The sequence below is a fragment of the Streptomyces sp. NPDC042364 genome, assembly GCF_056437585.1.
The window spans coordinates 339759-366431 of the sequence record NZ_JBWKAJ010000005.1; the positions used below are offsets into that span (position 1 = coordinate 339759).

Sequence of the window (26673 nt, forward strand, 5' to 3'; positions counted from 1 at the left end):
GTCCGAACCGCGAGATGAACGCAGAGGAGCCGCGCACTGTGCTGAAGGAAGTCGAGCGCTGGCTGAGCACCCGCTCCTGGTCCGTGACCGATCGCCCGCTCCACGGGATCCTTGCCGCGAAACGGGCCTCGGGCCAGACCGTCAGTGTGGTCCTGCCCGCGCTGAACGAGGAGGAGACGGTCGGCGACATCGTCGCCGTCATCCGCCATGACCTCGTGGAACAGGTCCCGCTCGTCGACGAGGTCGTCGTCGTCGACTCCGGATCGACCGACCGCACCTCCGAGGTCGCGGCGGCGGCCGGGGCGCGGGTGGTCCACCGTGACGACATACTCCCGCGCCTGCCGGCCGTGCCCGGCAAGGGCGAGGTGCTGTGGCGGTCGCTGCTGGTCACGACCGGCGACATCGTCTGCTTCGTCGACGCGGACCTCAAGGAGTTCTCGTCCGACTTCGTCTCCGGGATCGTCGGGCCGCTGCTCACCGACCCCGGTGTCGACCTGGTCAAAGCGATGTACGACCGCCCGCTCGGCGCGGCGGCCGGCCAGGGCGGCCGTGTGACGGAACTCATGGCCCGCCCCCTGCTCAACATGCACTGGCCGCAGCTGGCGGGCTTCGTGCAGCCGCTGGGCGGCGAGTACGCGGCCCGCCGCTCCCTTCTGGAACGGCTTCCGTTCCCCGTCGGCTACGGCATCGAGCTGGGCATGCTCGTCGACGCGCTCCACCTCGTCGGGCTCGACGCCCTGGCCCAGGTCGACGTCGGGGTCCGCAAACACCGCCACCAGGACGGGCAGGCCCTGGGCCGCATGTCCGCGGCGATCTACCGCACGGCCCAGCTCCGCCTGGCCCGCGGCCATCTGATCCGTCCCGTCCTGACCCAGTTCGAACGCGGCGCGGAGGGCTTCGAGCCACGCACGTACTCGGTGGACCTGGAGGAGAGGCCGCCGATGGCGGAGATCGCGGAGTATGTGGAACGGAAGGCGGCGTAGAGGGCGGGGGTGCGGGTTCGCTGCCGGGTGCGGGCGGGTGCGTGGCTGGTCGCGCAGTTCCCCGCGCCCCTGAAGGGAACGGGCCTTCGGCCCGCCCTTCATCGGAAAGGCACGGGGCCGCAGGCCCCTGCTTTTCCAGGGGCGCGGGGAACTGCGCGAACGGCCCCCACGCACCCGCACCCGCCGACACACAGGTCACCCCCCACCCCCTGGGCGCTCCTGTATACGGCCGAACCGCACGTTTGAGCGGTTCGACCGCGGGCTAGGTTGAGCCGTATGGCATCAACGCACGCTGCAGCCCAGGTGCTGGTCGCCTCCAACCGCGGCCCCGTCTCGTACACCCAGGACGACTCCGGAGGTCTCACCGCGAAGCGCGGCGGTGGCGGACTCGTGTCCGGCCTGTCGGCGATCGGCCCCGACGCCGGTGCCCTGTGGGTCTGCTCCGCGCTCGGCGACGGCGACCGCGAGGCCGTCCGCCGCGGGGTGGGCGAGCCCGGCGTACGCATGCTGGACATCCCGGCCGACGTCCACCACGCCGCGTACAACGGCGTCGCCAACTCCACGCTGTGGTTCGTCCACCACATGCTCTACCAAACCCCGCTGGAGCCCGTCTTCGACGCGGAGTTCCGGTCCCAGTGGGCCGCGTACGAGTCGTACAACCGCTCCTTCGCCGAGGCACTGGCGCAGGAGGCGGCGGACGGCGCGGCCGTGCTCGTGCAGGACTACCACCTGACGCTCGTGCCGAGGATGCTGCGCGAGCTGCGCCCCGACCTGCGGATCGGCCATTTCTCGCACACACCGTGGGCGCCCGTGGACTACTTCCGGCTGCTGCCCGACGACATCGCGGCGGAGGTGCTGCGCGGCATCCTCGGCGCCGACCGGGCCGCGTTCCTCACCCGGCGGTGGGCGGACGCGTTCTCCGACTGCTGCGAGGCCGTACTGGGCGCCGGAGCCACCTCCGGCACGCGGATCGGCGTGCACGGGCTCGGCGCGGACGCGGACTTCCTGCGGGCCCGCGCGCACGAGGCGGACGTGGACGAGCGGATGGCCGCGCTGCGGGAGCAGATCGGGACGGCCCCCGACGGCACCCCGCGCCGCACGATCGTCCGTGTCGACCGCACGGAACTGTCCAAGAACATCGTGCGGGGCCTGCTGGCGTACCGACAGCTCCTCGACGACCGGCCGGAGTGGCGCGAACGCGTGGTGCACGTGGCCTTCGCGTACCCGTCCCGGCAGGACCTCGCCGTGTACCGGGAGTACACCGCCGAGGTCCAGCGGGTGGCCGCCGAGATAAACGAGCGGTACGGGACGCCGGGCTGGACCCCGGTCGTGCTCCACGTCAAGGACGACTTCGCCCGCTCCCTGGCGGCGTACCGCCTGGCCGACGTCGCCCTGGTGAACCCGATCCGCGACGGGATGAACCTGGTCGCCAAGGAGGTGCCGGTCGTCTCGGACGCGGGGTGCGTGCTGGTGCTGTCGCGGGAGGCGGGGGCGTTCGAGGAGCTGGGCGAGGACGCGGTGGTGGTCAACCCGTACGACATCGGGGGGACGGCCGAGGCGTTGCACGAGGCGCTGTCGATGGGGGCGGATGAGCGGGCGGAGCGGGTGAAACGGCTGGCGGCTGCGGCGACGGCTCTGCCACCGGCCCGGTGGTTCCTGGATCAGTTGGGAGAGCTGAGGGCGACATAGCTCGGGGCCGGTGGTGCGTGGGCGGCTGCGGGTGGTTCGTGGTTTCTCGCGCAGTTCCCCGCGCCCCTGGAGGCGCGGGCCTGACGGCCCGGCCTCGTCAGGCGGCACCGTTGAGAAGCACGGGGCGCGGCCCCGGCCGCTTTTCAGGGGCGCGGGGAACTGCGCGAACAGCCCCCACGCACCCGCACCCGCACCCGCACCCGCACCCGCACCCGCCGAACAAACAGCGCGCCCCGGGCTACTGGGCGCCCCCCACTCCCACCCCCTCGGCGATCCGCGCAAGCAACCGCACGACTCCCTCCGGCCCGTCCACCACCAGATCCGCCCGCTCCGACAGCTCCGTCACCTCCGTGCTGCCGCTGCACACCAGCAGCCCGGGGACGCCCTCACCCCGCAACTTCTCCACCGCGGCGAACGCGGGCAGGTCGCCCAGGTCGTCGCCGGCGTAGAGGACGGCGGTCGCGGCGGAGTCGACGACGTGCCGGCGGAGGGCGACCCCCTTGTCCATGCCGGGGGGCCGGAGTTCGAGGACCATCCGGCCCGGTTCGACGATGAGGCCGTGGCGGGTGGCGAGGTCGGTCAGGGGCGCGCGCAGGACCTCGAACGTGGCCTGGGGATCGGCCGCGCGGCGGGTGTGGACCGCGACGGCCCGCCCCTTCTCCTCGATCCACGTGCCCTCTGCGGCGCCCGCCCGCTCCAGCACCGCTGGGAGTTCCGCGCGGACGGCGGCGACGCCGGGGTGCGGGGGCGGGGCGGTGACCGTGTCGGTGGCGGCGTCCCAGCGTTCGGCGCCGTAGTGGCCGAGCACGGTGAGGTGTTCCAGACCGGGGACGCCGGCGAAGCCTCCGTGGCGGACGGCGACGGCGGCGGGGCGGCCGGTCACCACGGCGACGGACTGGACCTGCGGGGCGAGTGCGGCGAGGGCGGGGACCGCGTCGGGGTGGGCGCGGGCCTGTTCGGGGTCGGGGACGATCGGTGCGAGTGTGCCGTCGAAGTCGAGCGCGATCACCGTACGGCCGGGGTCGGCGAGGATCGCGTCGAGCGCGTCCCGGCCGGCCGGGGTCACGGGGGTCGGCAAGGTGGCCTTGGGGTTCTCGGAATCCTTGTGGCTGCCCATGCTCCGACCCTATCCGTCACCGCTCGGCGCGGCGGGCCTCCCGCACCCTCCGCAGCCGGTTGACGGTGACGGGGTCGTGGGCCAGGGCCCGTTCGTCGTCCAGCAGCGCGTTCAGCAGTTGGTAGTACCGCACGGGGGCGAGCCCCAGCCGCTCCCGGATGGCCCGCTCCTTGGCCCCCGGGCTCCCCCACCCCTGCCGCTCCAACGCGAGGATGGCCTGCTCACGCGCGTCGAGCCTGTCCATACAACGACGGTAACGGACGGGACCGACAGTGGGGTGGGGGTGGAGTGCCGGGTGTGGGTGGGCGCTTCCAGGCTGAAGGGCGGGCCGCAGGCCCAACCCTTCAGGGGCGCGGGGAACTGCGCGAGAAACCACACACCACCCGCACCCGCCGAAGAACCCGCACCCCCGAGCCATGAGGCGCCCTCGGCCCCAGCCACCCGCGCCCCTATTCCTCCCTCTCCGCCATCGCCGCCGTCTCCTGCAACCTCTCCAGCACAGCCCGCGGCTTCGCGTTCGACGACACCGCCGCCCCGATCTCCCGCTTGACCGCCGCACTGACCCGCGCCCACGACGTCTTCCCGGCGGGATACAGCTCCGCCGAGGGGAGTTCCGTCAGGAACGGTGTGAGCCCGGCGGCGTCCTTGTCCCCCGCCATCGCCTGCGACGCCGAGGTCGTCACCGGCAGCAGGTCATACCGACGGGAGAACGCGAGGACGTTCTTGTCGGCGTAGACGTAGTCCAGGAAGTCGCCGACCTCCTCCTGGTGGCCGTTCTGCTTGAACGCCATCATCCAGTCGGTGACCCCGAGGGCCGAACGCGACCGCCCCTCACGTCCGGGCAGCGCGGCGGTGCCGTAGTCGACGCCCTTGTCCGCCGCCATCCTCATCAGGCTGGGGTGCCCGTTGAGCATCCCGACCTCCCCGCGCGCGAACGCCTCGAACGCGTCGGCGCGGTTGAGCTTCGCGGGCGCGGTCGGCCCGGTGAGGCCCTTGTCGACCAGTTCGTTCTTCAGCCAGGTGAAGGTCCTGACGTTGTCGTCGGAGTTGAGCTGGTACGCGCCGACGTTGTCCACGTATCCGGCCCCGCCGCTGAGCAGCCACTGCAGGGTCTCGGCCTGGGCCTCCTCGGGCCCGAGCGGCAGCGCGTACGGGGTCTTGACCCCGGCCGCGCGGAGGGCCTCCGCGTCGGCGGCCAGCTCGCTCCATGTGCGCGGGGCGTCGTCGATCCCGGCCTTGGCGAAGAGCTTCTCGTTGTAGAAGAGCACGCGGGTGGACGCGGCGAAGGGCATCCCGTACGGGACGCGCCGCACCTTGCCCGCGTCGGCGAGCTGGCCGAGGAAGTTCGCCTGGACGGGTATGGAGAGCAGGTCGTCCACGTCGTAGAGCTTTCCGGCGGCCGCGTAGTCGGCGTACGTGCCGGTCTGCGCGAGGTCGGGGGCCTCGCCCGCGTCGACCATCTCCTTGACCTCGCGGTCGATGTCGTTCCAGGAGAGGACGGTGACGTCGACCTCGACGTCCGGGTGGTCCTTCTCGTACGCCTCGACGAGCTCGTCCCAGTACTCCTGCGAGCTGTTGGCCTCGGAGTCGCCGTAGTCCGCGGCGACCAGTTTCAGGGTGACCCCCGACCCCGCGTCCCCGGAACCGCAGCCCGCAAGCGTGGACATCAGCCCAAGCGCGGACAGTGCCGCGATCCAGGTGGTCCTGACATGGGTCTTCCTCCGCCGCTGTCGCACTCGTACTGCCCCAAACGTGTCGCGCCTGTCGAACGGGCTTCGAACAAAACAGCCTGGATCACAGACTTGCGCCCAAGCCCGTTAATCCTTCAACTTCTTGAACTTCTCCATAAGGTCTACACCACGTGAGTGGACTAGACCTCTTGAGGGTACACGGGCCACACTGTCACCCGTGAGACATGTCATCGCCCTCGATGTGGGCGGCACCGGGATGAAGGCCGCGCTGGTCGGGGCGGGCGGCGAGCTGCTGCACCAGGCGCGCCTCGCCACCGGCCGCGACCGCGGGCCGGACGCCGTCGTCGCGTCCGTCCTCGACTTCGCCGCCGAGCTGCGCGCCCACGGCGAGCGGCACTTCGGCGAGCCCGCGTCGGCCGCCGGGGTCGCCGTGCCCGGCATCGTCGACGCCGAGCGGGGCGTCGCCGTCTACGCGGCCAACCTCGGCTGGCACGACGTACCGCTGCGCGCGCTCCTCGCCGAGCGCCTCGGCGGCATACCGGTCGCCCTCGGCCACGACGTGCGCACCGGCGGCCTCGCCGAGGGCCGGGTGGGCGCGGGCCTCGGCGCCGACCGCTATCTCTTCGTGGCGCTCGGCACCGGCATCGCCGGCGCGATCGGCGTCGAGGGCCGGGTCGAGGCGGGCGCCCACGGCTTCGCGGGCGAGATCGGCCACATCGTCGTACGCCCCGGGGGGACCCCTTGCCCCTGCGGTCAGCACGGCTGTCTTGAGCGCTACGCCTCCGCGGCGGCGGTCGGCCAGGCGTGGGCCGAGACCACCGGCGATCCCGGCGCGGACGCGGCGGACTGCGCGCGGGCCGTGGAGTACGGCGACCCGCGGGCGCGCGGCGTCTGGCAGGAGGCGGTCGACGCCCTCGCCGACGGCCTCGTCACCGCCATCACCCTGCTGGACCCCCGCACCCTGATCATCGGCGGCGGCCTCGCCGAGGCCGGGGAGACCCTGTTCACCCCGCTGCGGGCCGCCATCGAACATCGGGTGACCTTCCAGAAGGTCCCCACACTCGTCCCGGCCACCCTCGGCGACGCGGCGGGCTGCCTCGGCGCCGGCCTCCTGGCCTGGGACCTCCTCACGGACACCACCCCCACGACCCCGACGGACGCTTCGGAGGCAACCCCCTGATGCCGACCCAGCAGGACTTTTCCGCTTCCGGCCCGAGCACCCGGCCCGAAGGGGCGCGGGGAACCGCGCGACCGGCCCCCGCCCACCCGCGGCCGCCGTTCCACGGCCCCTACACCCTCGAGGGCGTCAACCTCGTCCTCCCCACCGGCACCGTCACCAACGGACGCCTCACCATCAACGGCAGCACCATCGCCGGTGAAGCGCCGGAGGACGCCCCCGCCCTCGCGGCCCACGGCCTCTGGGCCGTCCCCGGTTTCGTCGACCTCCACAACCACGGCGGCGGCGGGGCCTCCTTCACCTCGGGCACGGTCGAGGACGTCCTGAGGGGCATCCACACCCACCGCCTGCACGGCACCACCACCCTCGTCGCCTCCACCGTCACCGGCGACATGGACGGCCTCGCCCACCGCGCCGGCCTCCTCTCCGAACTCGCCGAGCAGGGCGACATCGCGGGCATCCACTTCGAGGGCCCGTTCATCTCCCCCTGCCGCAAGGGCGCCCACTCGGAGGAGCTGCTGCGCGACCCGGACCCGGCGGAGGTCCGCAAGCTGATCGACGCGGCGCGCGGCAGGGCGAGCATGGTCACCCTCGCCACCGAACTCCCCGGCGGCCTGGACTCCGTGCGGCTGCTCGCCGAGCACGGCGTCCTCGCGGCGATCGGGCACACGGACGCGACGTACGAGCAGACCGTTCAGGCCATCGAGGCGGGCGCGACCGTGGCCACGCACCTGTTCAACGCGATGCCCCCGCTGGGCCACCGTGACCCCGGCCCGGTCGCGGCGCTCCTGGAGGACGAGCGGATCACGGTCGAGTTGATCAACGACGGCACGCATCTGCATCCGGCCGCCCTCCAGCTGGCGTTCCGTCACGCGGGCGCCGAGCGGGTGGCGTTCATCACCGACGCGATGGACGCGGCCGGCTTCGGCGACGGCCGCTACATGCTCGGCCCGCTGGAGGTGGAGGTGGCGGACGGTGTGGCCCGCCTGGTGGAGGGCGGCTCCATCGCCGGCTCGACCCTCACCCTGGACCGCGCCTTCAAACGGGCGGTCACCCTCGACCGCCTCCCCGTCGAGTCCGTCGTGGCCGCCCTCTCCGCCAACCCGGCCAGGCTCCTCGGCCTGTACGACCGGATCGGCTCCCTGGAACCGGGCAAGGACGCCGACGTCGTCCTCCTCGACGCGGACTTCACGCTCAAGGGCGTGCTGCGGAAGGGCGCATGGGTGGTCGACCCGTTCGCGAGCTGAGCCCCGGGACGCGGCGGACGGCGGCGGGCGGCGGGCGGCGGGCGGCGGGGCCGATCGATCCCCAACCGAACCGATGCGCCCCTTTGTTGACCTGTGGTGCGGAGTGCGGCGGTTGGCCCCGGGGACTGGGCCGACCGCCGCTCTTTTGGCATGATCGAGCCTCCGCAACAGCTGTCGCCGAGCGCATTCTGATGTCAACGAAGACCGAACGCGTCGCGCCGTCGAACCCGAGGGGGTAGCCCCAGGTGATCCTCACGGTCACGCTGAACACCGCTCTCGACATCACCCATCAGGTGCGGGCCCTCAGGCCCCACGCCACGCACCGGGTGACCGAGGTGAGCGAACGCCCCGGCGGCAAGGGCCTGAACGTGGCCCGGGTGCTCGCGGCCCTCGGCCATGAGGTGACGGTCACCGGCTTCGTCGGCGGCGGCACCGGACGCGCCGTCCGGGAGGGGCTCACCCGGACGCCTGGCATCGTGGACGCGCTGGTGCCGGTGAAAGGCGCGACGCGCCGGACGATCGCCGTGGTCGACGCCACCGGTGACACGACTCAGCTCAACGAGCCCGGCCCGCTCATCACCCCGGCCGAGTGGTCCGCGTTCCAGGAGACGTACGAGGTCCTGCTGCGCTCCGCCTCGGCGGTGGCCCTGTGCGGCAGCCTGCCGCCGGGGGTGCCGGTGGGCGCGTACGCGGGCCTGATCCGCACGGCGCGCACCCTGGCCGTACCCGTCCTGCTGGACACCAGCGGTGAGCCGCTGCGGCGCGGGGTGGCGGCCCGCCCCGACGTGGTGAAGCCGAACGCGGAGGAACTGGCCGAACTGACGGGCTCCCACGAGCCGTCCCGGGCCGCCCGCGACGCCCGCCGCCGCGGTGCCCAGGCGGTCGTCGCCTCCCTCGGCCCCGACGGCCTCCTCGCCCACACCCCCGAGGGCCACTGGCGGGCCGTCCCGCCCCGCCGCCTCCGCGGCAACCCGACGGGCGCCGGCGACGCGGTGGTCGCGGGCCTCCTCTCAGGCCTGGTCGAACACCTGCCGTGGCCCGACCGCCTCACCCGGGCGACGGCCCTGTCGGCGGCGACCGTACTGGCCCCGGCGGCGGGCGAGTTCGACCAGCGGACGTACGACGAACTGCGGGCGCGGGTGGCGGTGACGGGGGAGGTCAGCGCGGCCTGAGGGGGCTCCCGATCACGGCTTCTGAAGGTAGAGCTGGTCGATGTTCACGTCGCAGGCATTGCCCTGCTCGCAAGAGACCTTGACTTCATTCGTGCCCTCGTTGAGCTGTACGGCCGCCCAGGTATAGGTCCAGCCCTTCTTGTAGTCGCCTTCGGGCGCCTCCGCGAAGTTCTTGAGGTTGAGCGGGCGGCTCTGGACCGTGCCGTTGACCGTGAGCGTGGCGTTGGCGTCCTTTCCGGGAACGCCGTAGACCACGTACAGCTTGTACGAGCCCTTCTTCGGGACGTCCTCCATCTTCCACGTCACCGAGGACCCGACCGAGTTGAAGTTCGTGACGTAGAAGCCGCCCTCCGACTTGGCGCCGGGGATGTCGGAGGAGACCGTGGCGCTGCCGCCCAGCTGAAGCGTCTTGGCCTCGGCCTTCGGGAGTTCGCCGGGCTCCTTCTCGGCCTGCTTGCTCGTCGACGGGCTGGGCTCGGTGTTCTGGTCGGCCGTCGGCGCGGTCGAGGGGCCGCCGCCGGCGTTGTCGTCCTTGCTGTCGTCGCCGCCGATCATGGCGACGCCGATGCCGATCACCACCGCGGCCACGACGGCGATCGCGCCGATCAGCAGGCCCTTGGTGTTGGGGCCGCGTCCGCGCCCGCCGCCCCCGCCGTTGCCGTACGGCTGCTGACGAGTCGTCGGGGCGCCGCCGGAGAAGGACTCCGGGGCCTGGTAGTGCGCGTTCGGCTGGCCGTAGGCGCCCTGCTGGGAGACCTGGCCGTACGCCGCCGTGGGCGCCTGCTGGGCCTGGGGCGGCTGCTGGGTCTGCTGCCCGTACTGGCGTTCGCCGACCGGCCGCACCCGGTTGACGGCGTTGGGGTAGCCGTAGCTCCCCGTGGGCGGCTGGGCGCCACGGGCCTGGCCGTCGGCGTAGAGGTAGCCGAACGGGTCGTCGTCCTCGGGCGTGCTCGCGCCGTTGTTGCCGGGCGTCATCCCTAGGTCTCCTCAGCGGTGCGGTACGTGCGGCGTACGGGTGGCGGTTCCTGCAAGAAGGATGTAGGAGAGCGAGCCTACCCGCTCAGGCTGAGCCAAACGGGTGACTCAGACCTCGTGGCCTGAGTCACGATCGCGCCGGGCGGACCTTCCCAAGCAGTCTCACCAGCGCTTTTCCCGGGTCACGGGCTACCGCCCGGCTCTGCTCATCCGGCCCGCCGATGCTGTTTGGGACGAGATCGTTTCTCGACGTACATCCGCTCGTCAGCCGATTTCAACACCTCGTCCGCCGTCATCCCGCAGTGTGCCCACCCGATGCCGAAACTCGCGCCGACGCGCATCGCGCGGCCGTCGACCCGGATCGGCTGGATGATCTCGTTGCGCAGGCGGACGGCGAGGTCCTGGGCGTCGGCGCGGCCGAGCCCGTCGGCGAGGACGACGAACTCGTCACCGCCGAGCCGGGCGACGGTGTCGCCGTCGCGCACCCCCCGGGTGAGACGGCGGGCCACCTCGATGAGGACGGCGTCGCCCGCGTTGTGCCCGAACCGGTCGTTGATCGACTTGAATCCGTCGAGGTCGCAGAAGAGCACCGCGAGCCCCTTGGTGCCGTCGTCCCGTTCGCTCTCGGGCGCGACGGTGTGCACATGGTGGTCGAAGGCGTCGTACCGCCCGCCGACCGTGTGGAAGTCGAAGGCGTACCCGCCGTTCCCGGCGGCCTCGTACGCGTCGAACGACGGGTGCGGCGGCTGGGCGGCCGGGTGCTGGGCGATCCCGAAGTCGCCGTACTGCCCGAAGCCGTCCCCGAAGGTGGCGTCCATCGAGTCGGCCGCGGCGCCGGCCGGGAGCGCCTGGGGGCGCTGGCAGAGCCGGGCGGAGAGCCGGGAGCGCAGCTCCGCGGAGTTCGGCAGGCCGGTCAGCGCGTCGTGCGAGGCGCGGTGGGCGAGCTGGAGCTCGCGGCGCTTGCGCTCCTCGATGTCCTCGACGTGGGTGAGCAGGAAGCGTGGCCCGTCGGCGGCGTCGGCCACCACGGAGTTGCGCAGGCTGACCCAGACGTATGTGCCGTCGCGGCGCCCGAGCCGCAGCTCGGCGCGGCCGCCCTCGGCGGAGGTGCGCAGCAGCGTGCCGATGTCCTCGGGGTGCACGAGGTCGGAGAACGAGTACCGGCGCATGGCGGAGGCGGGCCGGCCCAGGAGCCGGCACAGCGCGTCGTTGGTCCGCAGGATCCGGCCGTGCTGGTCGCCGCCCATCTCGGCGATGGCCATCCCGCTCGGGGCGTACTCGAACGCCTGCCGGAAGGATTCCTCACTGGCCCGCAGCGCCTGCTGCTCCCTTTCGAGCCTGACCAGTGCGCGCTGCATATTCGCGCGTAGACGCGCGTTGCTGATCGCGATGGCGGCCTGGAAGGCGTACATCTGGAGCGCCTCGCGGCCCCAGGCGCCCGGCCGGCGGCCGTTGCGCGGCCGGTCGACGGAGATGACCCCGAGCAGTTCACCGCAGGAGGCACCGCCGGCGCCGGGGGTGTACATCGGCGCGAAGAGGCGGTCGGAGGGGTGCCACTCGTCCTCGAAGCGGGGCGCGGGCCCGTCGGTGTACCACTGCGGTACGTCGTCCTCGTCGAGGACCCAGCCCTCGGTGTGGGGTATGAACCGCAGGTCGCCCCAGGCCTCCCCCATGGTCAGCCGGCGGTCCCAGGAGGCGCGGGAGCCGACGCGGCCGGTGATCAGGGCCTCGGCTGCGGAGTTCCCGGAGAGGGCGGCGACGACGAGGTCTCCGTCGGGGCGGACGAGATTGACGCACGCCAGCTCGTACCCCAGGCCGTTGACCACACCGTCGGCGACGGTCTGCAGCGTGTCGGCCAGGCTGCGTGCGGTGTTCATGTCCGCCATCACCTGGTGCAGCTGCCGCAGCGTCCCCAGACGGACGTAAGGCTCCGACTCGGTTTCCATTCGCCCTCCCCCCGAGATCTTGTGGCAGCTCCAGGCTCCAGGGTTGCTATCCGGCGTAACTCATGGGCTTACTACCGCTTACAGTTCCTGCTTACAGCTTGCAGCGTCCCCGCCACTGAATCACAGCGCGAAGCCCACTCGGTACACAGGGTCAACAAAATATGGCTCCTGTGACTCAAGTCACAACAAAACATGAGCAATTGAGTGGAGTTTATGCGTTTCCCTCATGCGCTTCCTGAACAGAATTCAGGGCTCTGTGCAGAGCCTGTGAGCGGCGATGACCGAGTACGCAGACGGGCCGGACGGCCTCTTTTGAGCCAGCGGAGGCAGCGGGGCGGCCCCGGAACCGGCACGCGCCGCCCCGACCTCGGTCGTGCCGCGGTCGGGACCCACGGCGCCCGATCCCGTCCCGCCCGAGCCCACCGGAGGGCGAGCCGCCGGACGTCGCGCGGCGGCCGGGACCTAGGTCCCGGGACCGGCATGAAGGTGGATCTCCGGCCGGATGCGGCGGCCCGTGGACGCGGACTAGCGTGCCGACGTGCCGAAGCGCTCCGCCTCCTCCGTCCCGCTCCCGTCCGCGCCGCCGGCGCCCGCGCGGGCCGTGCCCGCCACGCCCCCGGCGTCCACCACGTCCCCCGCGCCTCCGGGGTCCCCGGAGGACCGGTCCGCCCTCACACCCCCTGGAGATCACCTTTCCCGCCCCGGCGGGCATGCTGAGGGGGTGAGCGAAGACGAGTTCCGTGCCGCGATGTCCCGGCTGGCGGCGGGTGTGGTCCTGGTGACCGCGCACGAGGCGCAGCCGGACCCCGAGGGACCGCGCGGCGAGGACGTCGGCATGACGGCCACGTCGTTCATGTCCGTGTCCCTCGACCCGCCCCTCGTCCTGGTCAGCCTCCGCGAGGGCTCCCGGATGGACGACCTCCTCGCCGAACAGCCCCTCTGGGCCGTCTCCGTCCTCTCCGAGCACCAACGCGTCATCGCCGGCCGCTTCGCCATGAGGGGTCGGGTGAGCGACCGCCTGCTCTTCGAGTCCATCCCCCACACACACGGCCCCCTCACCGCGGCGCCCCTGATCACGGACGCCCTGGTCACCCTCGAATGCCGCACCGAGCAACGCGTGCCCGCCGGGGACCACACGCTGGTGATCGGCCGGGTCCTGGAGACGAGGGTGCGGGGCGCGGAGGGCGGCCCGCTGACGTACTTCCGTGGAAGGTACCGGCAGTTGGGGTGAGGTGGATCATTCCCCGCCGCAGACGGCAAAGAGACTCACAGGGGGCGGGGGCGGGGAACCACGCGCCGGGCCACATCGGCCCCGCGGCCGGCGGACCTCCACGCCCCCGCACCCACCGCTGGGTTTCGGCCACGCCTCCCACGGCGTCGTCCACGGCATCTCCCACCCGCGAATCAACCGAGCATTCGGTTGGTGATGCCCCGCGAATGCGCCGGTGTGACTCGGCCCGCCGGACAGGGAATTCGCGGAAGCTCAGCGGCGACTTCCCGGTGTCACCGTGATCACCGCCATTCCGCCACCGCGGCCATGCCGATCACGTCACGCCGTCCGACAACGCCGAATCACGAATCCGGACGTGAAAAGGCGACCGGCCAGGACGGCACCCGCAAACACCGCGCGGACCGGCCGTGCCCGAAAAGCGGACTCAGGAAAGGCCCCCTCAGCCCCAATCCCGCCCGGTCCGGCCCCGCTTGGTCTCGGACCGCTGCTTCTTCTCCCGCAGCCGCCGCTCGTTGATCCCCTTCGGGATACGGGTCGGCCGACGCGCCTTGGGCGGCGGGGCGGTGGCCTCCGCGAGGAGCGCGGCCAGGCGTACGGCGGCGGTCTCCCGGTTTCGCCACTGTGAACGGTGGTCGGACGACCGGACGCTGACGACCCCGTCGACCAGCCGCCCGGCGAGCCGCTCCAGGGCCCGCCGCTTCCACACCTCGGGAAGCGCCTCGGTGCGGGCGAGGTCGAAGCGCAGCTCGACCTGCGAGTCACTGGTGTTGACGTGCTGTCCGCCGGGGCCGGAGGACCGGGAGAAACGCCACATCAGCTCGGCCTCGGGGACGGAGACGGAGCCGCGGATGGTGAGGCCTCTGGAGGGCTGGCCCCCAGGCCCCCGGGAAGGACCGGACATACCTCCATGGTCACCCGGCGCCCCGACGGAAGTCACCCGCTTTTCCGGCTCCCGGCCGCACTCGGCCACCCGGGTAAAGAAAGTAAAACCCCTGGAACCTCTGGCGCCCCTCCCCGCGTTCATAGGGGTACAGGTAGCTTCGTCCCCGGCACGAAGCCCGTAAGGCACGTAAGCAACGAGGGAAGGACTCCCAACCATGGCTGTAAGCCTGTCCAAGGGTGGCAACGTCTCGCTCACCAAGGAGGCTCCGGGCCTGACCGCCGTCACCGTGGGCCTCGGCTGGGACGTCCGCACCACCACGGGCACCGACTTCGACCTGGACGCCTCCGCCATCGCGGTGAACACCCAGGGCAAGGTGTACTCGGACGCCCACTTCGTCTTCTTCAACAACAAGCAGACCCCGGACCAGACCATCGTCCACACCGGTGACAACCGCACGGGTGAGGGCGCGGGCGACGACGAGGCGATCAACGTCAACCTGGCGGGCCTCCCCGCCGACGTCGACAAGATCGTCTTCCCGGTCTCGATCTACGACGCGGAGAACCGCTCGCAGAACTTCGGCCAGGTCCGCAACGCCTACATCCGCATCATCAACCAGGCCGGCGGCAGCGAGATCGCCCGTTACGACCTCTCCGAGGACGCCGCCACCGAAACCGCCATGGTCTTCGGCGAGCTCTACCGCAACGGCGCCGAGTGGAAGTTCCGCGCCGTCGGCCAGGGCTACGCCTCCGGCCTGGTCGGCATCGCCCAGGACTTCGGCGTCAACGTCTGATCCACGCCCGAGAGCCCGACCGCCGAAGGCCCGGCCCGACCGCAGCGTCGAGCCGGGCCTTCGGCGTCCTACCCGCCGCTCCCGCGCGTACCGGCTGTGCGACGCGCCGGGGACGCCCCGGGCCCTCACGCCTCCTCCGGCCTGCCCTCCCCGTACAGCCACTCCTCCCAGATCGGCTCCAGATCGGCGTCCGGGGCCGTCCTCTCCGCGTGCTTCCCGGCGTACGCGGTGAAGTCCGCCGTGCTCGCGTTGCCGTGGCGCCGGGCCGTTGCCCAGCCCTTGAGGAGGTCGAAGAAGGAGTCGTCGCCGATGGCCTCGCGGATCTTGTGGAGGACCATGGCGGCGCGCTCGTAGACGGGGCTGTCGGAGATGTTCGCGGCACTCGGCGGCTTCGCCGGCGGGAACGCCCACACCGCCTCGTCGTCCTCGGCGTCGTCGAAGTACTCGCCCTTGTAGAGCGCGTCGAACATGTCCTGGGCGGTCTCGCCCCCGTGGTCCTCCTGCCACAGCCACTCCGCGTACGTGGCGAAGCCCTCGTTGAGCCACATGTCCCGCCAGCTCTTCGGCGTGACGGAGTTGCCGTACCACTGGTGGGCCAGTTCGTGGACGAGCAGGCTGGTGTCGGGGGCGCCGGGGACGACCGGGCGGTTCTGGGTCTCCAGCGCGTACTCCACGTCCTCCTCCCGCTCGACGATCGCGCCGGTGGAGGAGAAGGGGTACCGGCCGAAGTTGATCTCCGCCCAGTCGATGATGTCCGGGATCTCGTCGAGGACCTCGCGGCTGCCCTCAGCTTCCTCCGGGTCCACGGCTATGTAGACCGGCGGCTTCTTCTCGCCGACCGTGGGGCGCCGGATCTCGTACGCGCCGATCGCGACCGTGGCGAGGTAGCTCGCCATCGGCTCGGCCGAGCGCCACGCGAACGTCGTACGGCCGTCCTTCGTCGACTCGCGCCGCAACTCCCCGTTGGAGACGGCCTGGAGGCGCTGCGGGACGGTGACGGTGATGTCGTACGTCGCCTTGTCCGAGGGGTGGTGGTTGCCGGGGAACCAGGCCATCGAGCCTGTCGGTTCGCCGAGCGCGAGCGCCCCGTCGGCGGTCGGAAGCCAGCCCTCGTGGGAGCCGTCGGGGTCGGTGATCGTGCGCGGCTCGCCCGAGTAACGCACCGTCGTACGGAACGTCCTCCCCTTCTCCAGGGCGTGCGCCGGCCGGACGATCAGCTCCTGGCCCTTCCGTTTCCACCGGGCCTCGGCGCCGTCGACGGTCACGGACTCGACGTCCATGCCCCTCAGGTCCAGGTCGAAGGCGCTGAGGTCCTGCTTCGCCCGGGCCGTGACGACGGCCTTCCCGTCGACATGGTCCTCGTGGTCGTCGCGGTCCTTGCCCCGCTCAATGTCCACGTCGAGGGTCAGGGCGTAGTGCGTGACGTCGTAGCCGCCGTTGCCGAGCTTCGGGAAGTACGGGTCCCCCAGGCCGGCCGTACCGCGCGTGCCGCCGGTGCCTGGTCCCGCCCCCTCGTCCGTGCAGGAGCTGAGGGTGAACGTCAGCGCTGCGGCGAGCAGCGCGGCAGGGACAACCGGTAAGGATCGGGACATGTCCAAGATCCTATGGGGACATGACACCATCGCCTACGTGCTCGACATCGGCTACGCCCTCTCCAACCGCTTCCCGGACCCGCCGCAGACGGACTACCGCCGCGTCGACGTCCACGCGCTGCGGCACGACCTCTTCTGCGGTGATGTCTACCTCGCGGACACCAAGGAGGACCGGGAGCTGTCCACAGCCTGGGGATGGGTGCCGGTGCTGGACTTCGCGTGGGCGCTCTGCGACATCGTCGAGCGGCTGGACCGGGACCCGGCGGGCTCCCGCGCCTCACGGCCGCAGCACGCGGAGCTGGACTTCACCGAGTCGACCGACCGCATGCTCTTCGAGCGCCGCTTCGGCTGGGTGGACATCGAGGCCGACTGGATGCCGGCCGAGGAACCCCCGCTCACCTTCTCCCACGCCGAACTCCGCAGGGAGGCGCGGGACTTCCTGCACGACCTCGTCGCCGACCTGTGCGACCTGCACGAGGACCTCGCCGACAACCCGGCGATCTGGACCCTCCAGGCCCGCTTCCCCCGACTGCGCTGACGCCCGGGGTCCACCGCCTCGGCCTTCTCGCATCCCCCCGACGGCACCGGGGCCACCGCCCCCGACCGCCCCACCACCACGGTCGGCCGAGGCCGCTCAGCCCTCCACCCTGATGCCCATCTCCGCCGCCAGCAACGGCGCCAGATCCATCAGTTGCGTCGCGGTGACCACCGCCCCCGACAACCGCTCCACCCCGCGGGCGAGCTCCACCGAGGCGGCCGCGCGCAGGTCGACGTCCTTCAGGGTCGCCCCGCTCAGGTCGGCGCCCTTCAGCACGCAGCCGGGGAACTCGACCCGTTCCAGTCGCGCTCCCCCGAAGTCGGGCTCGACGAGGACGCAGTCCTCGAAGACGACGTCCTTGAGCCGGGCGTCACGCAGATTCAGATAGTCGATCTTGCCGCCCCGGACCAGCACCCGCTCCAGCACGGCCCCGTGCGCCTGGACACCCCCGAGCCGCGCGTCCACCAGCTCCACGTCACGGAAGGCCGCCTCGGCGAGGTCCGTGCCGACACCCCGTACGCCGGTGAGGACGGAGTCGAGCAGCCGGGCCCGGTGCAGCCGGGTCTCGTCCAGCGCGCAGCCCGTGAGCGCGCAGTCCATGAAGCGGGCGCCCCCGCCGTCCTGCCCGGCGAGGTCCCGCTCGCGGAAGTCCAGCCCGTCGTAGTCCCCGTCCGGCTCCAGCCCTCCGCCGTCGTACGCCTCCAGCGCGGGCAACCGCACCTCCGGCCGCCGCGCCCCCTTCACCACCGACTTCGCCCGCACCATGCCCTCATCCTGCACCCCACCACTGACAACGGCGCCGACCTGCGAAAACCTCTCCGGGAACGAGTCGTCCCGTCCCGATGTCACATTCCGGCCCCCTCGGCCGGTCGTACGCGCAGACAGCCGCGCAGACACACGCGCAGCAGGCCCGCACCGACGCGAGGGAGCCCCGAACCATGCAGCGCACGCCCACCCACCTCACCGTCATCGGCGGCGGTTTCGCCGGCCTCACCGCGGCGATCAGCGCCGCCGAGTCGGGCGCCCGCGTCACCGTGTACGAGGCGCACCACACGCTCGGCGGCCGGGCCCGGACCGCCGAAGGGCCGTACCGGACGAACGAGGGACCGCACGCCCTCTACAGTGGCGGCCCGCACTGGACCTGGCTCGGCCGGCGCGACCTCATCGGCCCGCTCGCTCCCCTCCCGCCGCTGGAGGCGTCCCGGCTGCGGCTGCACCACAAGGGCGCCCTCCGCCGCACCCCGCCGTTCGGGATGCTGAGGCTGCTGCGCCCGCGCCGTACCGGCGGGCGCGCCCCGGTCGACGTCGACTTCCTCACCTGGGCGACCGCACAGGCGGGTGAGGAGGCCGCGCGGGCCGCCGCCCACTACGCGGCGGTCGCGCTGTTCCACCACGACCCGGGCTCCCTCTCGGCCGCGTTCGTGCAGGAACGGCTGCGCCGGGCCACGAAGCTGCCCCCGGAGGCGCACTACCCGCGCGGCGGCTGGGCGAGCGTCATCGACCGCATGGCGGCCCGCGCCTGGAACCTCGGCGTGCGCATGGAGACCCTCAGCCGGGTCGACAGCCTGGACGACGTACGCGGCACGGGACGGGGCCCGGCACCCGGGCACGGCGACGGGCGGCACGCCCACGGCTCCGGTGGCCGCGGTTCCGGTGGCCCCCGCCCCGGCCCGGTGATCGTCGCCACCTCCCTCGACGCCGCCCGCCGCCTCCTGCGCGACGACTCGCTGACCTGGCCCAGCGGCCGGACCGCGTTGCTCGACCTCGCCGTGCGGACGCGCCGGGGCGACGCGTTCGCGGTCTCCGACCTGGACGCGCCCGGCTGGATCGAGCGGTTCACCGCGCAGGACCACACCCTCGCCCCGGCCGGTGAGCAGCTGCTCCAGGGCCAGTTCCCGATCGCGCCGCACGAGTCGCGGGCGGACGGGGTGGCCCGCGCCGAGCACCTGCTCGACCTGGGGTTCCCGGGCTGGCGCGACCGGGTCACCTGGCGGCGCGAGGCGACCTCCCACGGCCGTACGGGCGCGGTCGACCTGCCCGGCACCAGCTGGCGCGACCGGCCGGCCGTGGACCGGGGCGACGACGTGTACCTGGCGGGCGACCAGGTCGCGGCACCGGGTGTGCTGTCGGAGGTGTCCTTCAACAGCGCCCTCGCGGCCGTCTCGCTCGCCCTCGGCCGGCGGTCGGCGAACTCCCTTGACCTCAAGCATGCTTGAGGTTGAAGGCTGGGGTCGCACGCGAAACGAAGACCCGAGGGGGAGCCCTTCATGCACGCGATCCGCCTGCACACCTTCGGCCCGGCCGAGAACCTCGCCTACGAGAAGACCGAGGACCCCGAACCCGGGCCCGGCCAGGTCCGTATCGCCGTCGCCGCGTCCGGCGTACACCTGCTGGACGCGGCCCTGCGCGAGGGCCACCCGGGGCCGGGACCGGCACCGGAACTGCCCACGATCCCCGGCCGCGAGGTCGCCGGGGTCGTCGAGTCCCTCGGCGAGGGCGCCCCGGAGTCCTGGCTCGGCAAGCGGGTCACCGCCCACCTCGGCTGGGCACCCGGCGGCTACGCCGAGCTGGCCGTCACGGAAGTCGAACGCCTGCACGAAATACCGGGGAACCTCGACTTCGCCGAGGCCGTCGCGATGATCGGCACCGGCCGGACGACGATGGGAATCCTCCTCTTCGCCGACCCCGGCCCCGACGACGTGGTCCTGGTCCCGGCCGCCGCCGGCGGTATCGGCACCCTCCTCGTGCAGTACGCCAGGAACGCGGGCGCCACGGTCATCGGCCTCGCCGGCGGCCCCGAGAAGGTGGCCCGGGTCGCGGCGAACGGCGCCGACCTGGCCCTCGACTACACCGACCCCGCCTGGCCGGAGCGGGCCGCCGCGTACCGGGGGAAGGCCACGATCGTCTTCGACGGCGTGGGCGGCGAGGTGGCCCGCGAGTCGGTCGCGCTCCTCGCGCCCGGCGGCAGGCACCTCGTCTTCGGCTGGTCCGCGGACGGCATCAAGGACGGCGGGCCGTATGTCGTCGAAGGCGTCACCGAGTCGGTCCTCGGCGAGGAGATGCGGCGCCGGGCGGGCGGTCCCGACCCCATCCGCACCCTTGAGGTGCGAGCCCTGGCGGAAGCCGCCGCCGGCCGTCTCACCCCTGCCGTCCACCGCTTCCCCCTCTCCGAGGCGGCCGCGGCCCACCGGGCCCTGGAGAACCGGGGCACGACCGGCAAGGTGGTGCTGGAGCCATGACGGCGAGCGGCAGCCACAGCCGCCGGCTCCCTCCGTCGGCACCCCCCGAGCCCGGGAGGAGCGCCGGGCACGGGCACACCGCCACGACCGCCGATCCCGCGCCCGAAGGGCCCCCACGCCGGGCGCTGCCCGGACCGGCGCCCCCCGAGGGGGACTCACCCGACCCCCGCCGCTGGTGGTCCCTGGTCGTCGTCGCGCTGGCCCAGCTGATGGTCATCCTGGACGCGACGATCGTGAACATCGCGCTCCCGTCCGCCCAGCGGGACCTGGGCATCCCCGACGGCGACCGGCAGTGGGTGATCACCTCCTACACCCTGGCCTTCGGCGGCCTGCTGCTGCTCGGCGGCCGGATCGCGGACCTGGCCGGCCGCAGGCGGGCCTTCGTCACCGGTCTGGTCGGCTTCGCGGCGGCCTCGGCGCTCGGCGGCGCGGCCACCGCGCCCGGGACGCTGTTCGGCGCCCGCGCCCTCCAGGGCGTCTTCGCCGCCGTACTGGCCCCGGCCGCGCTCAGCATTCTGACCACCACCTTCAGCGACCCGAGGGAACGCGGAAGGGCGTTCGGCATCTACGGGGCCATCGCGGGCGGCGGTTCGGCGCTCGGCCTGATCTCGGGCGGTCTGCTCACCGAGTACCTGGACTGGCGCTGGTGCCTGTACGTCAACGTCCCCATCGCCGTCGCCGCCCTCACCGGCGCGCTCGTCCTGCTCCGCGACCGGCCCGGCGGCGAGGGCACCCGGCTCGACGTACCCGGCGCGCTCCTCGGCTCCGGCGGCCTGGTCGCGATCGTCCACGCCGTCGGCGAGGCGGAATCACGCGGCTGGTCGGACCCCGCGGTCCTCACCCTCCTCACGACCGGGGTCGCGCTGCTCACGGCCTTCGTCCTCCGGCAGCGCAGGACCCCCCACCCCCTGCTCCCGCTCCGCATCCTCGCGGACCGCGACCGGGCGGGCTGCTTCCTGACGATCTCCCTGGCGACGGTCGGCATGTTCGGGATGTTCCTCTTCATGACGTACTACCTCCAGGTCGTTCTGGGCTACTCGCCGGTCGAGACGGGGCTTGCCTTCCTGCCGCTCACCGCCGCGATCATCACCGGCTCGACGCAGGTCTCGGCCCGCCTGATGCACCGGGTGCCGCCCCGCCGCCTCATGGTCCCCGGCATGCTGCTGGCCGCGACCGGCATGGCCACCCTGACCCGGCTCACGGTCGACTCGGCGTACGCCACCGGTGTGCTCCCGGCGCTCGTCCTGATGGGGCTCGGCATGGGGATGACCTTCATGCCGGTCTTCTCCACCGCCACCGCCGGGGTCGCCCCGCACGATTCGGGCGTCACCTCCGCGGCCGTCAACACCGCCCAGCAAGTGGGCGGTTCACTGGGCACGGCGCTGCTCAACACCATCGCCACCAGCAGCGCCACGGCGTACGTCACCGCCCACGGCCACACCGCCGCCACCGCCCGCGAAGGCATGGTCCACGGCTACACGACCGCCCTGTGGTGGGCCACCGCCATCCTCCTCCTCGCCGGCGCCCTCGCGGCGACGCTGGTCACGGCGAAGGCGCCCCGACCGGCCACCGCCTGACACGGGCCCCGGCAGACGGACGGCCCCCGCCCGGGCAGGGCGGGGGCCGTCGCGGTACGGCTGTCAGCTCATCTGACGACCGCTCCGGTCGCCTTGCTCACCGCCGCCCCATCCTGGTGCCCGGGCCGCCGCGCGGTCACCTTCACCGTGATCTTCTTGCCCTTCTGCGCGGTCTTCAGCTTCAGGGACGACGCGGTCGCCCCCTTGATCGCCTTCCCGCTCGCGTACCACTGGTAGGCGTACGAGGCGGCGGCCGGACTCCAGGCACCCTCACCCGCCGTCAGCGTCTTTCCGACCTTGGCCTTCCCGCTGATCACCGGGAGCTCCTTCGCCTTGGGCGCGGCCCCCTTGGCGACGGTCACGGCGGCCGAGGTAGCGGTGCCGCCGTCCCAGCCGGACCTGGCGGCGGTGACCGTCACGGTCAGTTTCCTGCCCGACAGCGCCGCCGGGACCGTGTAGGCCGAGGCCGTGGCCCCCTTGATCGCCGCACCGTCCGCGTTCCACTGGTAGGTGTACGACGACGGTGCCGCGGACCAACTGCCGGGCGCCGCCCTTACCCTGGCTCCGACGGCGACGGTGCCGGTCACCTTGGGCGCGGCGGTGCTCCTCAGCTGCGCCCGCGTGACGGTGAAGGTGCCGCGCGGGAACTCCCAGCCGCGTGCGATGACGCTGACGCTCCAGGTGCCCGGGGACACCCCGGTCAGGTCGAGGGTGGCCGTGAGCGTCCGGTGGTCCGCGGACACCGACTCCGTCTTCGCCGTGATGGTCCTGCCGCCCTCGTACAGCCGGACCTCGGTGTCCGAGGGCAGCGCGGTGCCGGTCACCGTGAGCGTGACCTTGCCGCCGGCGGCGCCCGTGTCCGGGCCGACGGACGTGACGCCGACCTCGTCGGTCCCGCACATCGACGGCGAGCAGACGAGCCTCGCCCGGTATGAGGTGGTGGACGCCTTCTCCGGCAGGCCGAGCAGGAACAGGCTCGGGGCGCTCTGTCCGGGTGAGCCGTCCACGTTGCAGCGGTAGCCGTCCGAGGAGTTCACGCAGCCGTTGGACCACGAGGACATGGTGTAGAGCGCGGGCACCGCCGTCGTCGTGGCGCCGGTGGTGTCGCTGATCTCGGTGTCCAGCGTGTCGAAGCCCGCGGTCGGCAGCACCGCGCACACCGCTGTCCGCGACTCGTCGAGCCGGCCGGTGACCGGCCCGTATCCGTACGCCACCGTGGGCACCTTCTCGCACTCGGCGGCCGGTCCCTCGGCGGTGGCGATGCGCAGGGTGTCCAGACGGTAGTCGGGCGCGGTCTTGAGGCGGGCCGGGACCTGTACAAGGACCTGGTGGCTGGTGGAACCGCTCACCGCGCAGGGCCGGTTGCGGAACGAGCACTCCATGTCGCCGTCGTCGCCGAACACCGCGATGTTGCCGGTGCCCAGCTTGTCCCGTACGTCGATGTGGACGACATCGGTGGCGGCGCCGGTGGTGACGCGGTGGCAGCGCAGGCTGCCCGGAACGCCGTAGACCCCCTGGTGGGAGGCCCCTCCCACCTTGGTCGCGGCGCTCGTGACACAGCCCGCCGAGGCGGCGGACGAGGTGACGTCACGTCGTGCGAGTGTGTACGCCGCCACCTGGTCGCGGCCGTTGACGAGCACGGTGTGCGCCTTGCCCGGCGTCAGCGCGCACAGCACCCAGCCATCGGTGGTGGCGCTGCGGTCGCAGACCTTCCTGCCGTCGGCGTCGACCACGGAGAACCGGGCGGAGACACCGCCGGACGTGGCGATCAGCTGGAAGACCTCGCTCCGGGTGTGCGTGCCCGCAGGAACGGTCAGGCAACGCGAGAAGACCCCGCCGCCGGTACGGATCGTCGCCACGGCGCCGTCGTCGGTGAAGCTCCCGCTCGGCAGTTCGGCGCAGCCCTCGGGGGCGTCGGTGCGGATCAGGTCGAGTGCGTAGGCTCCGGTGGTGCCGGAGTCCGCGTGCACGAGCAGCCGGTGGGGTGCCGTGCCCTTCGGTTCGCAGGTGCCCGCGTCCAGCGCGTCGTCGGTGCACTGGGTGTCGCCCTCGGCGTCGACGACCTCGACCGCCGGCCGTGGCCCCGGGCCGCCGAGCTTGGTGAGCGCGGCGAACCGCACGCCCTCACCGCCCGGCAGCAGCAGGCAGTCGTACTCGCCCGCGCCGCCGAACTCACCCTCGTACCGCCCCCATCCGACGGAGCGACAGCCCTCGGTGCCCGTGCGGTCGAGGAAGACCGTGGCGTACTCCGGGTCCGTGACACGGTCGGGATCGCCCACCACCAGGACGTAGCGCCCGGCGGCGGGGAAGGCGCACCAACCGCCCGCCTGGCAGACCCGCTTGCCCTCGCCGTCGTAGACGTACGACCACAGGGTCTCGTTCTGCTCGGGGTTCAGCGGGTCCACCAGGAACCGGCCCGCCCCGGGCACGGTCAGCGAGCGGCAGCGCAGGGTGCCGGGCGCGGGCACAGTGCCGTACGCGCCGGGCGTCAGGGCCGGGCAGCCCTCGGCGGCGGACAGCCGGCGGATCTGGACCCGCTCGTCGGCGGGCAGCCCGCCGCCCTGGAAGCGGTACGCCAGCACCCGGTACGGCCCGTCACCGGGCAGCACGCAGCCGTGCTGGTCACCCTCCTCGCGCGCGCAGATGTCCGTGCCGGTCTCATCGGTGATCCACTGCCGGACCTCGTCCCCGTACACGGTGACGCGCTCACCCGGCTCCCCGTGGAACGGCAGGCAGTCGACCTGCACCGGGCTGACGGCCCGCACCGTCGCCGGCGGCAGGTCCCACGACGTGCCCACGGCCGGCGCACAGCCCTCGGACCCGGCCAGCGGTACGACGCTGAGCTGGAAGTCGGTGGGGTCGAAGCCGCGCGCGTTGTCCACCACCACGGTGTAGGCACCGGAGGCCGGGAAGTCGCACCAGCGGACATGGCGGCTGGGCTCGGTGCACTCCACCTGCGTGCCGTCGGCGCGGCGGACGTCCAGCCATGCCTCGTGCCGGGGGTCGGCGAGCGACACCTGGTGGCGGCCCGCCTCGGCGGTCACCGTGCGGCAGGTCCTGGCACCGGCCGCGAGCGTGCCGCGTGCGACGGCATCGCCGGGGTCCCCGAAGGGCGCGAGCGTGAGCGGGGCGCACTCCACCGGGTCGTCCGCGCGGGCCGGCCCCGCCCCGGCCAGGGTCAGGGATCCGGTGAGCAGGGAGATGAGAACGGTCAGCGCGAGCAGCGGCACGACGAACCGCCCGCGTCTGCGTCTCGCGGGCAGGCATGAGCCGTACATGGGTTTCCCCCCGGAAAGACGAGAGCCGGCGGAGCGGTCAGGTCCGGGGCTCAAGTGGTCAGTGAGCCGATGGTCGCACAGACGTGTGACACAGCACCCACGAATTCCGGCGGCGTCCCTCAGTGCCGCCCCGCGACCCGGTCCGCCCAGCGCGCCAGCCGCGACGACTGCGCGCGCTGCGAGGCCGTCTCCCGCCGGTCGGCGGTGCGGTACGTCGCGTACATCCCCTGCACGCCCGCCCAACGCAACGGTTCCGGCTCCCACTTGCGCACCCGGTGGTTCACCCACGGCAGCGACGTCAGCTCCGTCTCACCGCCCTGCCCCGAGTCCCGCCGGACGAGGTCGCGCAGGGTGCGGGCGGCGAGGTTGGCGGTGGCCACACCGGAGCCGACATAACCGCCGGCCCAGCCGAGACCCGTCGACCGGTCCAGGGTGACCGTGGCACACCAGTCGCGCGGCACTCCGAGGACACCGGACCAGGCGTGGGCGACCTTCACCCCGGCCAGCGAGGGGAAGAACCGGACGAGGATCTCGTGCAGCGCCTCGATCGTCGCCGGCTGCGTACGCCCGTCGTTGTCCGTCCGGGAACCGAAGCGGTACGGCACCCCGCGCCCGCCGAGCGCGATCCGGTCGTCGTCGGTGCGCTGGGCGTACATGTAGGCGTGGGCCATGTCGCCGAGTGTCTCCCGCCCCTCCCAGCCGATCGTCGCCCACTGTTCGGCGGTCAGCGGCTCGGTGGCGATCATCGACGAGTTCATGGGCAGCCAGGTCCGCCGCTGGCCCTTGAGGTTGGCCGTGAAGCCCTCGGTGCAGCGCAGCACATAGGGCGCCCGGACCGTGCCGTACGGGGTCACCGCGTGGCGCGGCCGGATCTCCGTGACCGGCGTCAGCTCGTGCACGGTCACCCCCAGCCCCTCGACGAGGTCCGCGAGCCCGGTCACCAGCCGCACCGGGTTCAGCCGCGCCCCGTGCGGCGTCCACGTCGACCCGACGGCACCGGCGACCCGGATCCGCTCGGCGGTCTCCCGGGCCCCGTACAGCTCCCGGTCGTCCTCCCCGTACGCGACCTCGTGCTCGTGATAGGCCTTGAGCCGCGCCAACTGGGCGGGGGTGTGGGCGACTTCGAGGACACCGCCCTGGTGGACACCCGCGTCGACGCCCTCCTGAGCCGTCACCCGGACCACTTCTGCGACCGTGTCGTTCATGGCCCGCTGCAACCGGACGGCGGCCTCCCGCCCGTGCAGCCGGGCGTACCGGTCCCGCCCGGCGATCCCGTTGTAGAGCCAGCCGCCGTTGCGCCCCGACGCCCCGTATCCGCAGAACCTCTGCTCCAGGACGACGATCCGCAGCGACGGCGCGGCCTTCTTCAGGTAGTACGCCGTCCACAGTCCCGTGTACCCGCCGCCGACGATCACGACGTCGGCGGTCGCGTCCCCGGTGAGCGGCTCCCTGGGGCCGGGAATTCCGGCCTGCGCGTACCAGAAGGAGATCCCGCCGTTGACGGTGGAGGCGGTCGCGTCCGTGCTGCTCATGGCCGGACGCTAACCC

22 protein-coding genes are annotated in these 26673 nt (G+C 72.8%); 11 read left to right on the forward strand and 11 right to left on the reverse strand.

Annotated elements, in window-relative coordinates; genetic code table 11:
• The first annotated feature begins 38 nt into the window (after nt 1-38).
• Nucleotides 39-983, forward strand: a complete 945-nt coding sequence (locus AC067N_RS13325; RefSeq protein ID WP_478678998.1) for a glucosyl-3-phosphoglycerate synthase — start codon at nt 39-41, stop codon at nt 981-983.
• A 276-nt stretch (nt 984-1259) separates the two neighbouring features.
• Nucleotides 1260-2672 carry an alpha,alpha-trehalose-phosphate synthase (UDP-forming) gene (locus AC067N_RS13330; protein ID WP_478678999.1) on the forward strand — a complete coding sequence of 471 codons (1413 nt, stop codon included), beginning with the start codon at nt 1260-1262 and terminating at the stop codon, nt 2670-2672.
• A gap of 238 nt (nt 2673-2910) precedes the next feature.
• On the opposite strand, the gene otsB is transcribed toward AC067N_RS13330, so the two are convergent.
• The 3 genes from otsB to AC067N_RS13345 all read right to left on the reverse strand — a co-directional run bounded on the left by otsB (nt 2911) and on the right by AC067N_RS13345 (nt 5456).
• Nucleotides 2911-3789, reverse strand: a complete 879-nt coding sequence (gene otsB, locus AC067N_RS13335; RefSeq protein WP_478679000.1) for a trehalose-phosphatase — start codon at nt 3787-3789, stop codon at nt 2911-2913.
• Nucleotides 3790-3805: 16 nt separating this feature from the next.
• A complete protein-coding gene (locus tag AC067N_RS13340) occupies nt 3806-4033 on the reverse strand; it encodes a DUF3263 domain-containing protein (protein ID WP_478679001.1) in 228 nt (75 codons plus the stop codon).
• 205 nt (nt 4034-4238) lie between these two features.
• A complete protein-coding gene (locus AC067N_RS13345; RefSeq protein WP_478679002.1) occupies nt 4239-5456 on the reverse strand; it encodes an extracellular solute-binding protein in 1218 nt (405 codons plus the stop codon).
• Nucleotides 5457-5697: 241 nt separating this feature from the next.
• Here AC067N_RS13345 and AC067N_RS13350 point away from each other — a divergent pair, with 241 nt between their 5' ends.
• The 3 genes from AC067N_RS13350 (at nt 5698) to AC067N_RS13360 (ending at nt 9076) form a co-directional block, all read left to right on the forward strand.
• A complete protein-coding gene (locus AC067N_RS13350) occupies nt 5698-6660 on the forward strand; it encodes an ROK family protein (protein WP_478679003.1) in 963 nt (320 codons plus the stop codon).
• On the forward strand, nt 6660-7904 hold the full coding sequence (nagA, locus tag AC067N_RS13355; protein ID WP_478679004.1) for an N-acetylglucosamine-6-phosphate deacetylase: 1245 nt from the start codon (nt 6660-6662) through the stop codon (nt 7902-7904). Before AC067N_RS13350 ends, nagA begins: the two co-directional genes overlap by 1 nt.
• A gap of 245 nt (nt 7905-8149) precedes the next feature.
• Nucleotides 8150-9076 (forward strand): 1-phosphofructokinase, encoded by a 927-nt coding sequence (locus AC067N_RS13360; protein ID WP_478679005.1) that lies wholly within the window; start codon nt 8150-8152, stop codon nt 9074-9076.
• Between the two features lie 12 nt (nt 9077-9088).
• On the opposite strand, the gene AC067N_RS13365 is transcribed toward AC067N_RS13360, so the two are convergent.
• From AC067N_RS13365 to AC067N_RS13375, 3 genes are all read right to left on the reverse strand, one after another.
• Nucleotides 9089-10051: a CBM35 domain-containing protein gene (locus AC067N_RS13365; RefSeq protein ID WP_478679006.1), complete on the reverse strand. Its 963-nt coding sequence runs from the start codon at nt 10049-10051 to the stop codon at nt 9089-9091.
• 206 nt (nt 10052-10257) lie between these two features.
• Nucleotides 10258-11997 carry a diguanylate cyclase CdgB gene (cdgB, locus tag AC067N_RS13370; RefSeq protein WP_478679007.1) on the reverse strand — a complete coding sequence of 580 codons (1740 nt, stop codon included), beginning with the start codon at nt 11995-11997 and terminating at the stop codon, nt 10258-10260.
• A 525-nt stretch (nt 11998-12522) separates the two neighbouring features.
• On the reverse strand, nt 12523-12672 hold the full coding sequence (locus tag AC067N_RS13375) for a hypothetical protein (protein WP_478679008.1): 150 nt from the start codon (nt 12670-12672) through the stop codon (nt 12523-12525).
• Between the two features lie 46 nt (nt 12673-12718).
• Between AC067N_RS13375 and AC067N_RS13380 the strand changes: the two genes are divergently transcribed.
• Nucleotides 12719-13228: a flavin reductase family protein gene (locus AC067N_RS13380; RefSeq protein WP_478679009.1), complete on the forward strand. Its 510-nt coding sequence runs from the start codon at nt 12719-12721 to the stop codon at nt 13226-13228.
• 439 nt (nt 13229-13667) lie between these two features.
• On the opposite strand, the gene arfB is transcribed toward AC067N_RS13380, so the two are convergent.
• The gene (gene arfB / locus AC067N_RS13385; protein ID WP_478679010.1) at nt 13668-14129 is read right to left on the reverse strand and encodes an alternative ribosome rescue aminoacyl-tRNA hydrolase ArfB; all 462 of its coding nucleotides are present in this window, start codon (nt 14127-14129) and stop codon (nt 13668-13670) included.
• A gap of 196 nt (nt 14130-14325) precedes the next feature.
• On the opposite strand from arfB, the gene AC067N_RS13390 reads away from it, so the two are divergent.
• Nucleotides 14326-14901, forward strand: a complete 576-nt coding sequence (locus tag AC067N_RS13390; RefSeq protein WP_468102054.1) for a TerD family protein — start codon at nt 14326-14328, stop codon at nt 14899-14901.
• A 125-nt stretch (nt 14902-15026) separates the two neighbouring features.
• Here AC067N_RS13390 and AC067N_RS13395 read toward each other — a convergent pair whose 3' ends face one another.
• Nucleotides 15027-16493: a M1 family metallopeptidase gene (locus tag AC067N_RS13395; protein WP_478679011.1), complete on the reverse strand. Its 1467-nt coding sequence runs from the start codon at nt 16491-16493 to the stop codon at nt 15027-15029.
• 37 nt (nt 16494-16530) lie between these two features.
• Here AC067N_RS13395 and AC067N_RS13400 point away from each other — a divergent pair, with 37 nt between their 5' ends.
• A complete protein-coding gene (locus AC067N_RS13400; RefSeq protein ID WP_478679135.1) occupies nt 16531-17031 on the forward strand; it encodes a hypothetical protein in 501 nt (166 codons plus the stop codon).
• 96 nt (nt 17032-17127) lie between these two features.
• On the opposite strand, the gene AC067N_RS13405 is transcribed toward AC067N_RS13400, so the two are convergent.
• Complete coding sequence (locus AC067N_RS13405) at nt 17128-17796, reverse strand: pentapeptide repeat-containing protein (protein WP_478679012.1); 669 nt, start codon at nt 17794-17796, stop codon at nt 17128-17130.
• A gap of 173 nt (nt 17797-17969) precedes the next feature.
• Between AC067N_RS13405 and AC067N_RS13410 the strand changes: the two genes are divergently transcribed.
• The 3 genes from AC067N_RS13410 to AC067N_RS13420 are packed head-to-tail and all read left to right on the forward strand — an operon-like array spanning nt 17970 to nt 21847.
• Nucleotides 17970-19247 (forward strand): FAD-dependent oxidoreductase, encoded by a 1278-nt coding sequence (locus AC067N_RS13410; RefSeq protein WP_478679013.1) that lies wholly within the window; start codon nt 17970-17972, stop codon nt 19245-19247.
• Between the two features lie 51 nt (nt 19248-19298).
• Nucleotides 19299-20270, forward strand: a complete 972-nt coding sequence (locus tag AC067N_RS13415; RefSeq protein ID WP_478679014.1) for a zinc-binding dehydrogenase — start codon at nt 19299-19301, stop codon at nt 20268-20270.
• A complete protein-coding gene (locus tag AC067N_RS13420) occupies nt 20267-21847 on the forward strand; it encodes an MFS transporter (RefSeq protein WP_478679015.1) in 1581 nt (526 codons plus the stop codon). Before AC067N_RS13415 ends, AC067N_RS13420 begins: the two co-directional genes overlap by 4 nt.
• Before the next feature lie 68 nt (nt 21848-21915).
• Here AC067N_RS13420 and AC067N_RS13425 read toward each other — a convergent pair whose 3' ends face one another.
• On the reverse strand, nt 21916-25125 hold the full coding sequence (locus AC067N_RS13425; protein WP_478679016.1) for a Tat pathway signal protein: 3210 nt from the start codon (nt 25123-25125) through the stop codon (nt 21916-21918).
• A 119-nt stretch (nt 25126-25244) separates the two neighbouring features.
• A complete protein-coding gene (locus AC067N_RS13430) occupies nt 25245-26657 on the reverse strand; it encodes an NAD(P)/FAD-dependent oxidoreductase (protein ID WP_478679017.1) in 1413 nt (470 codons plus the stop codon).
• Nucleotides 26658-26673: the final 16 nt, after the last annotated feature.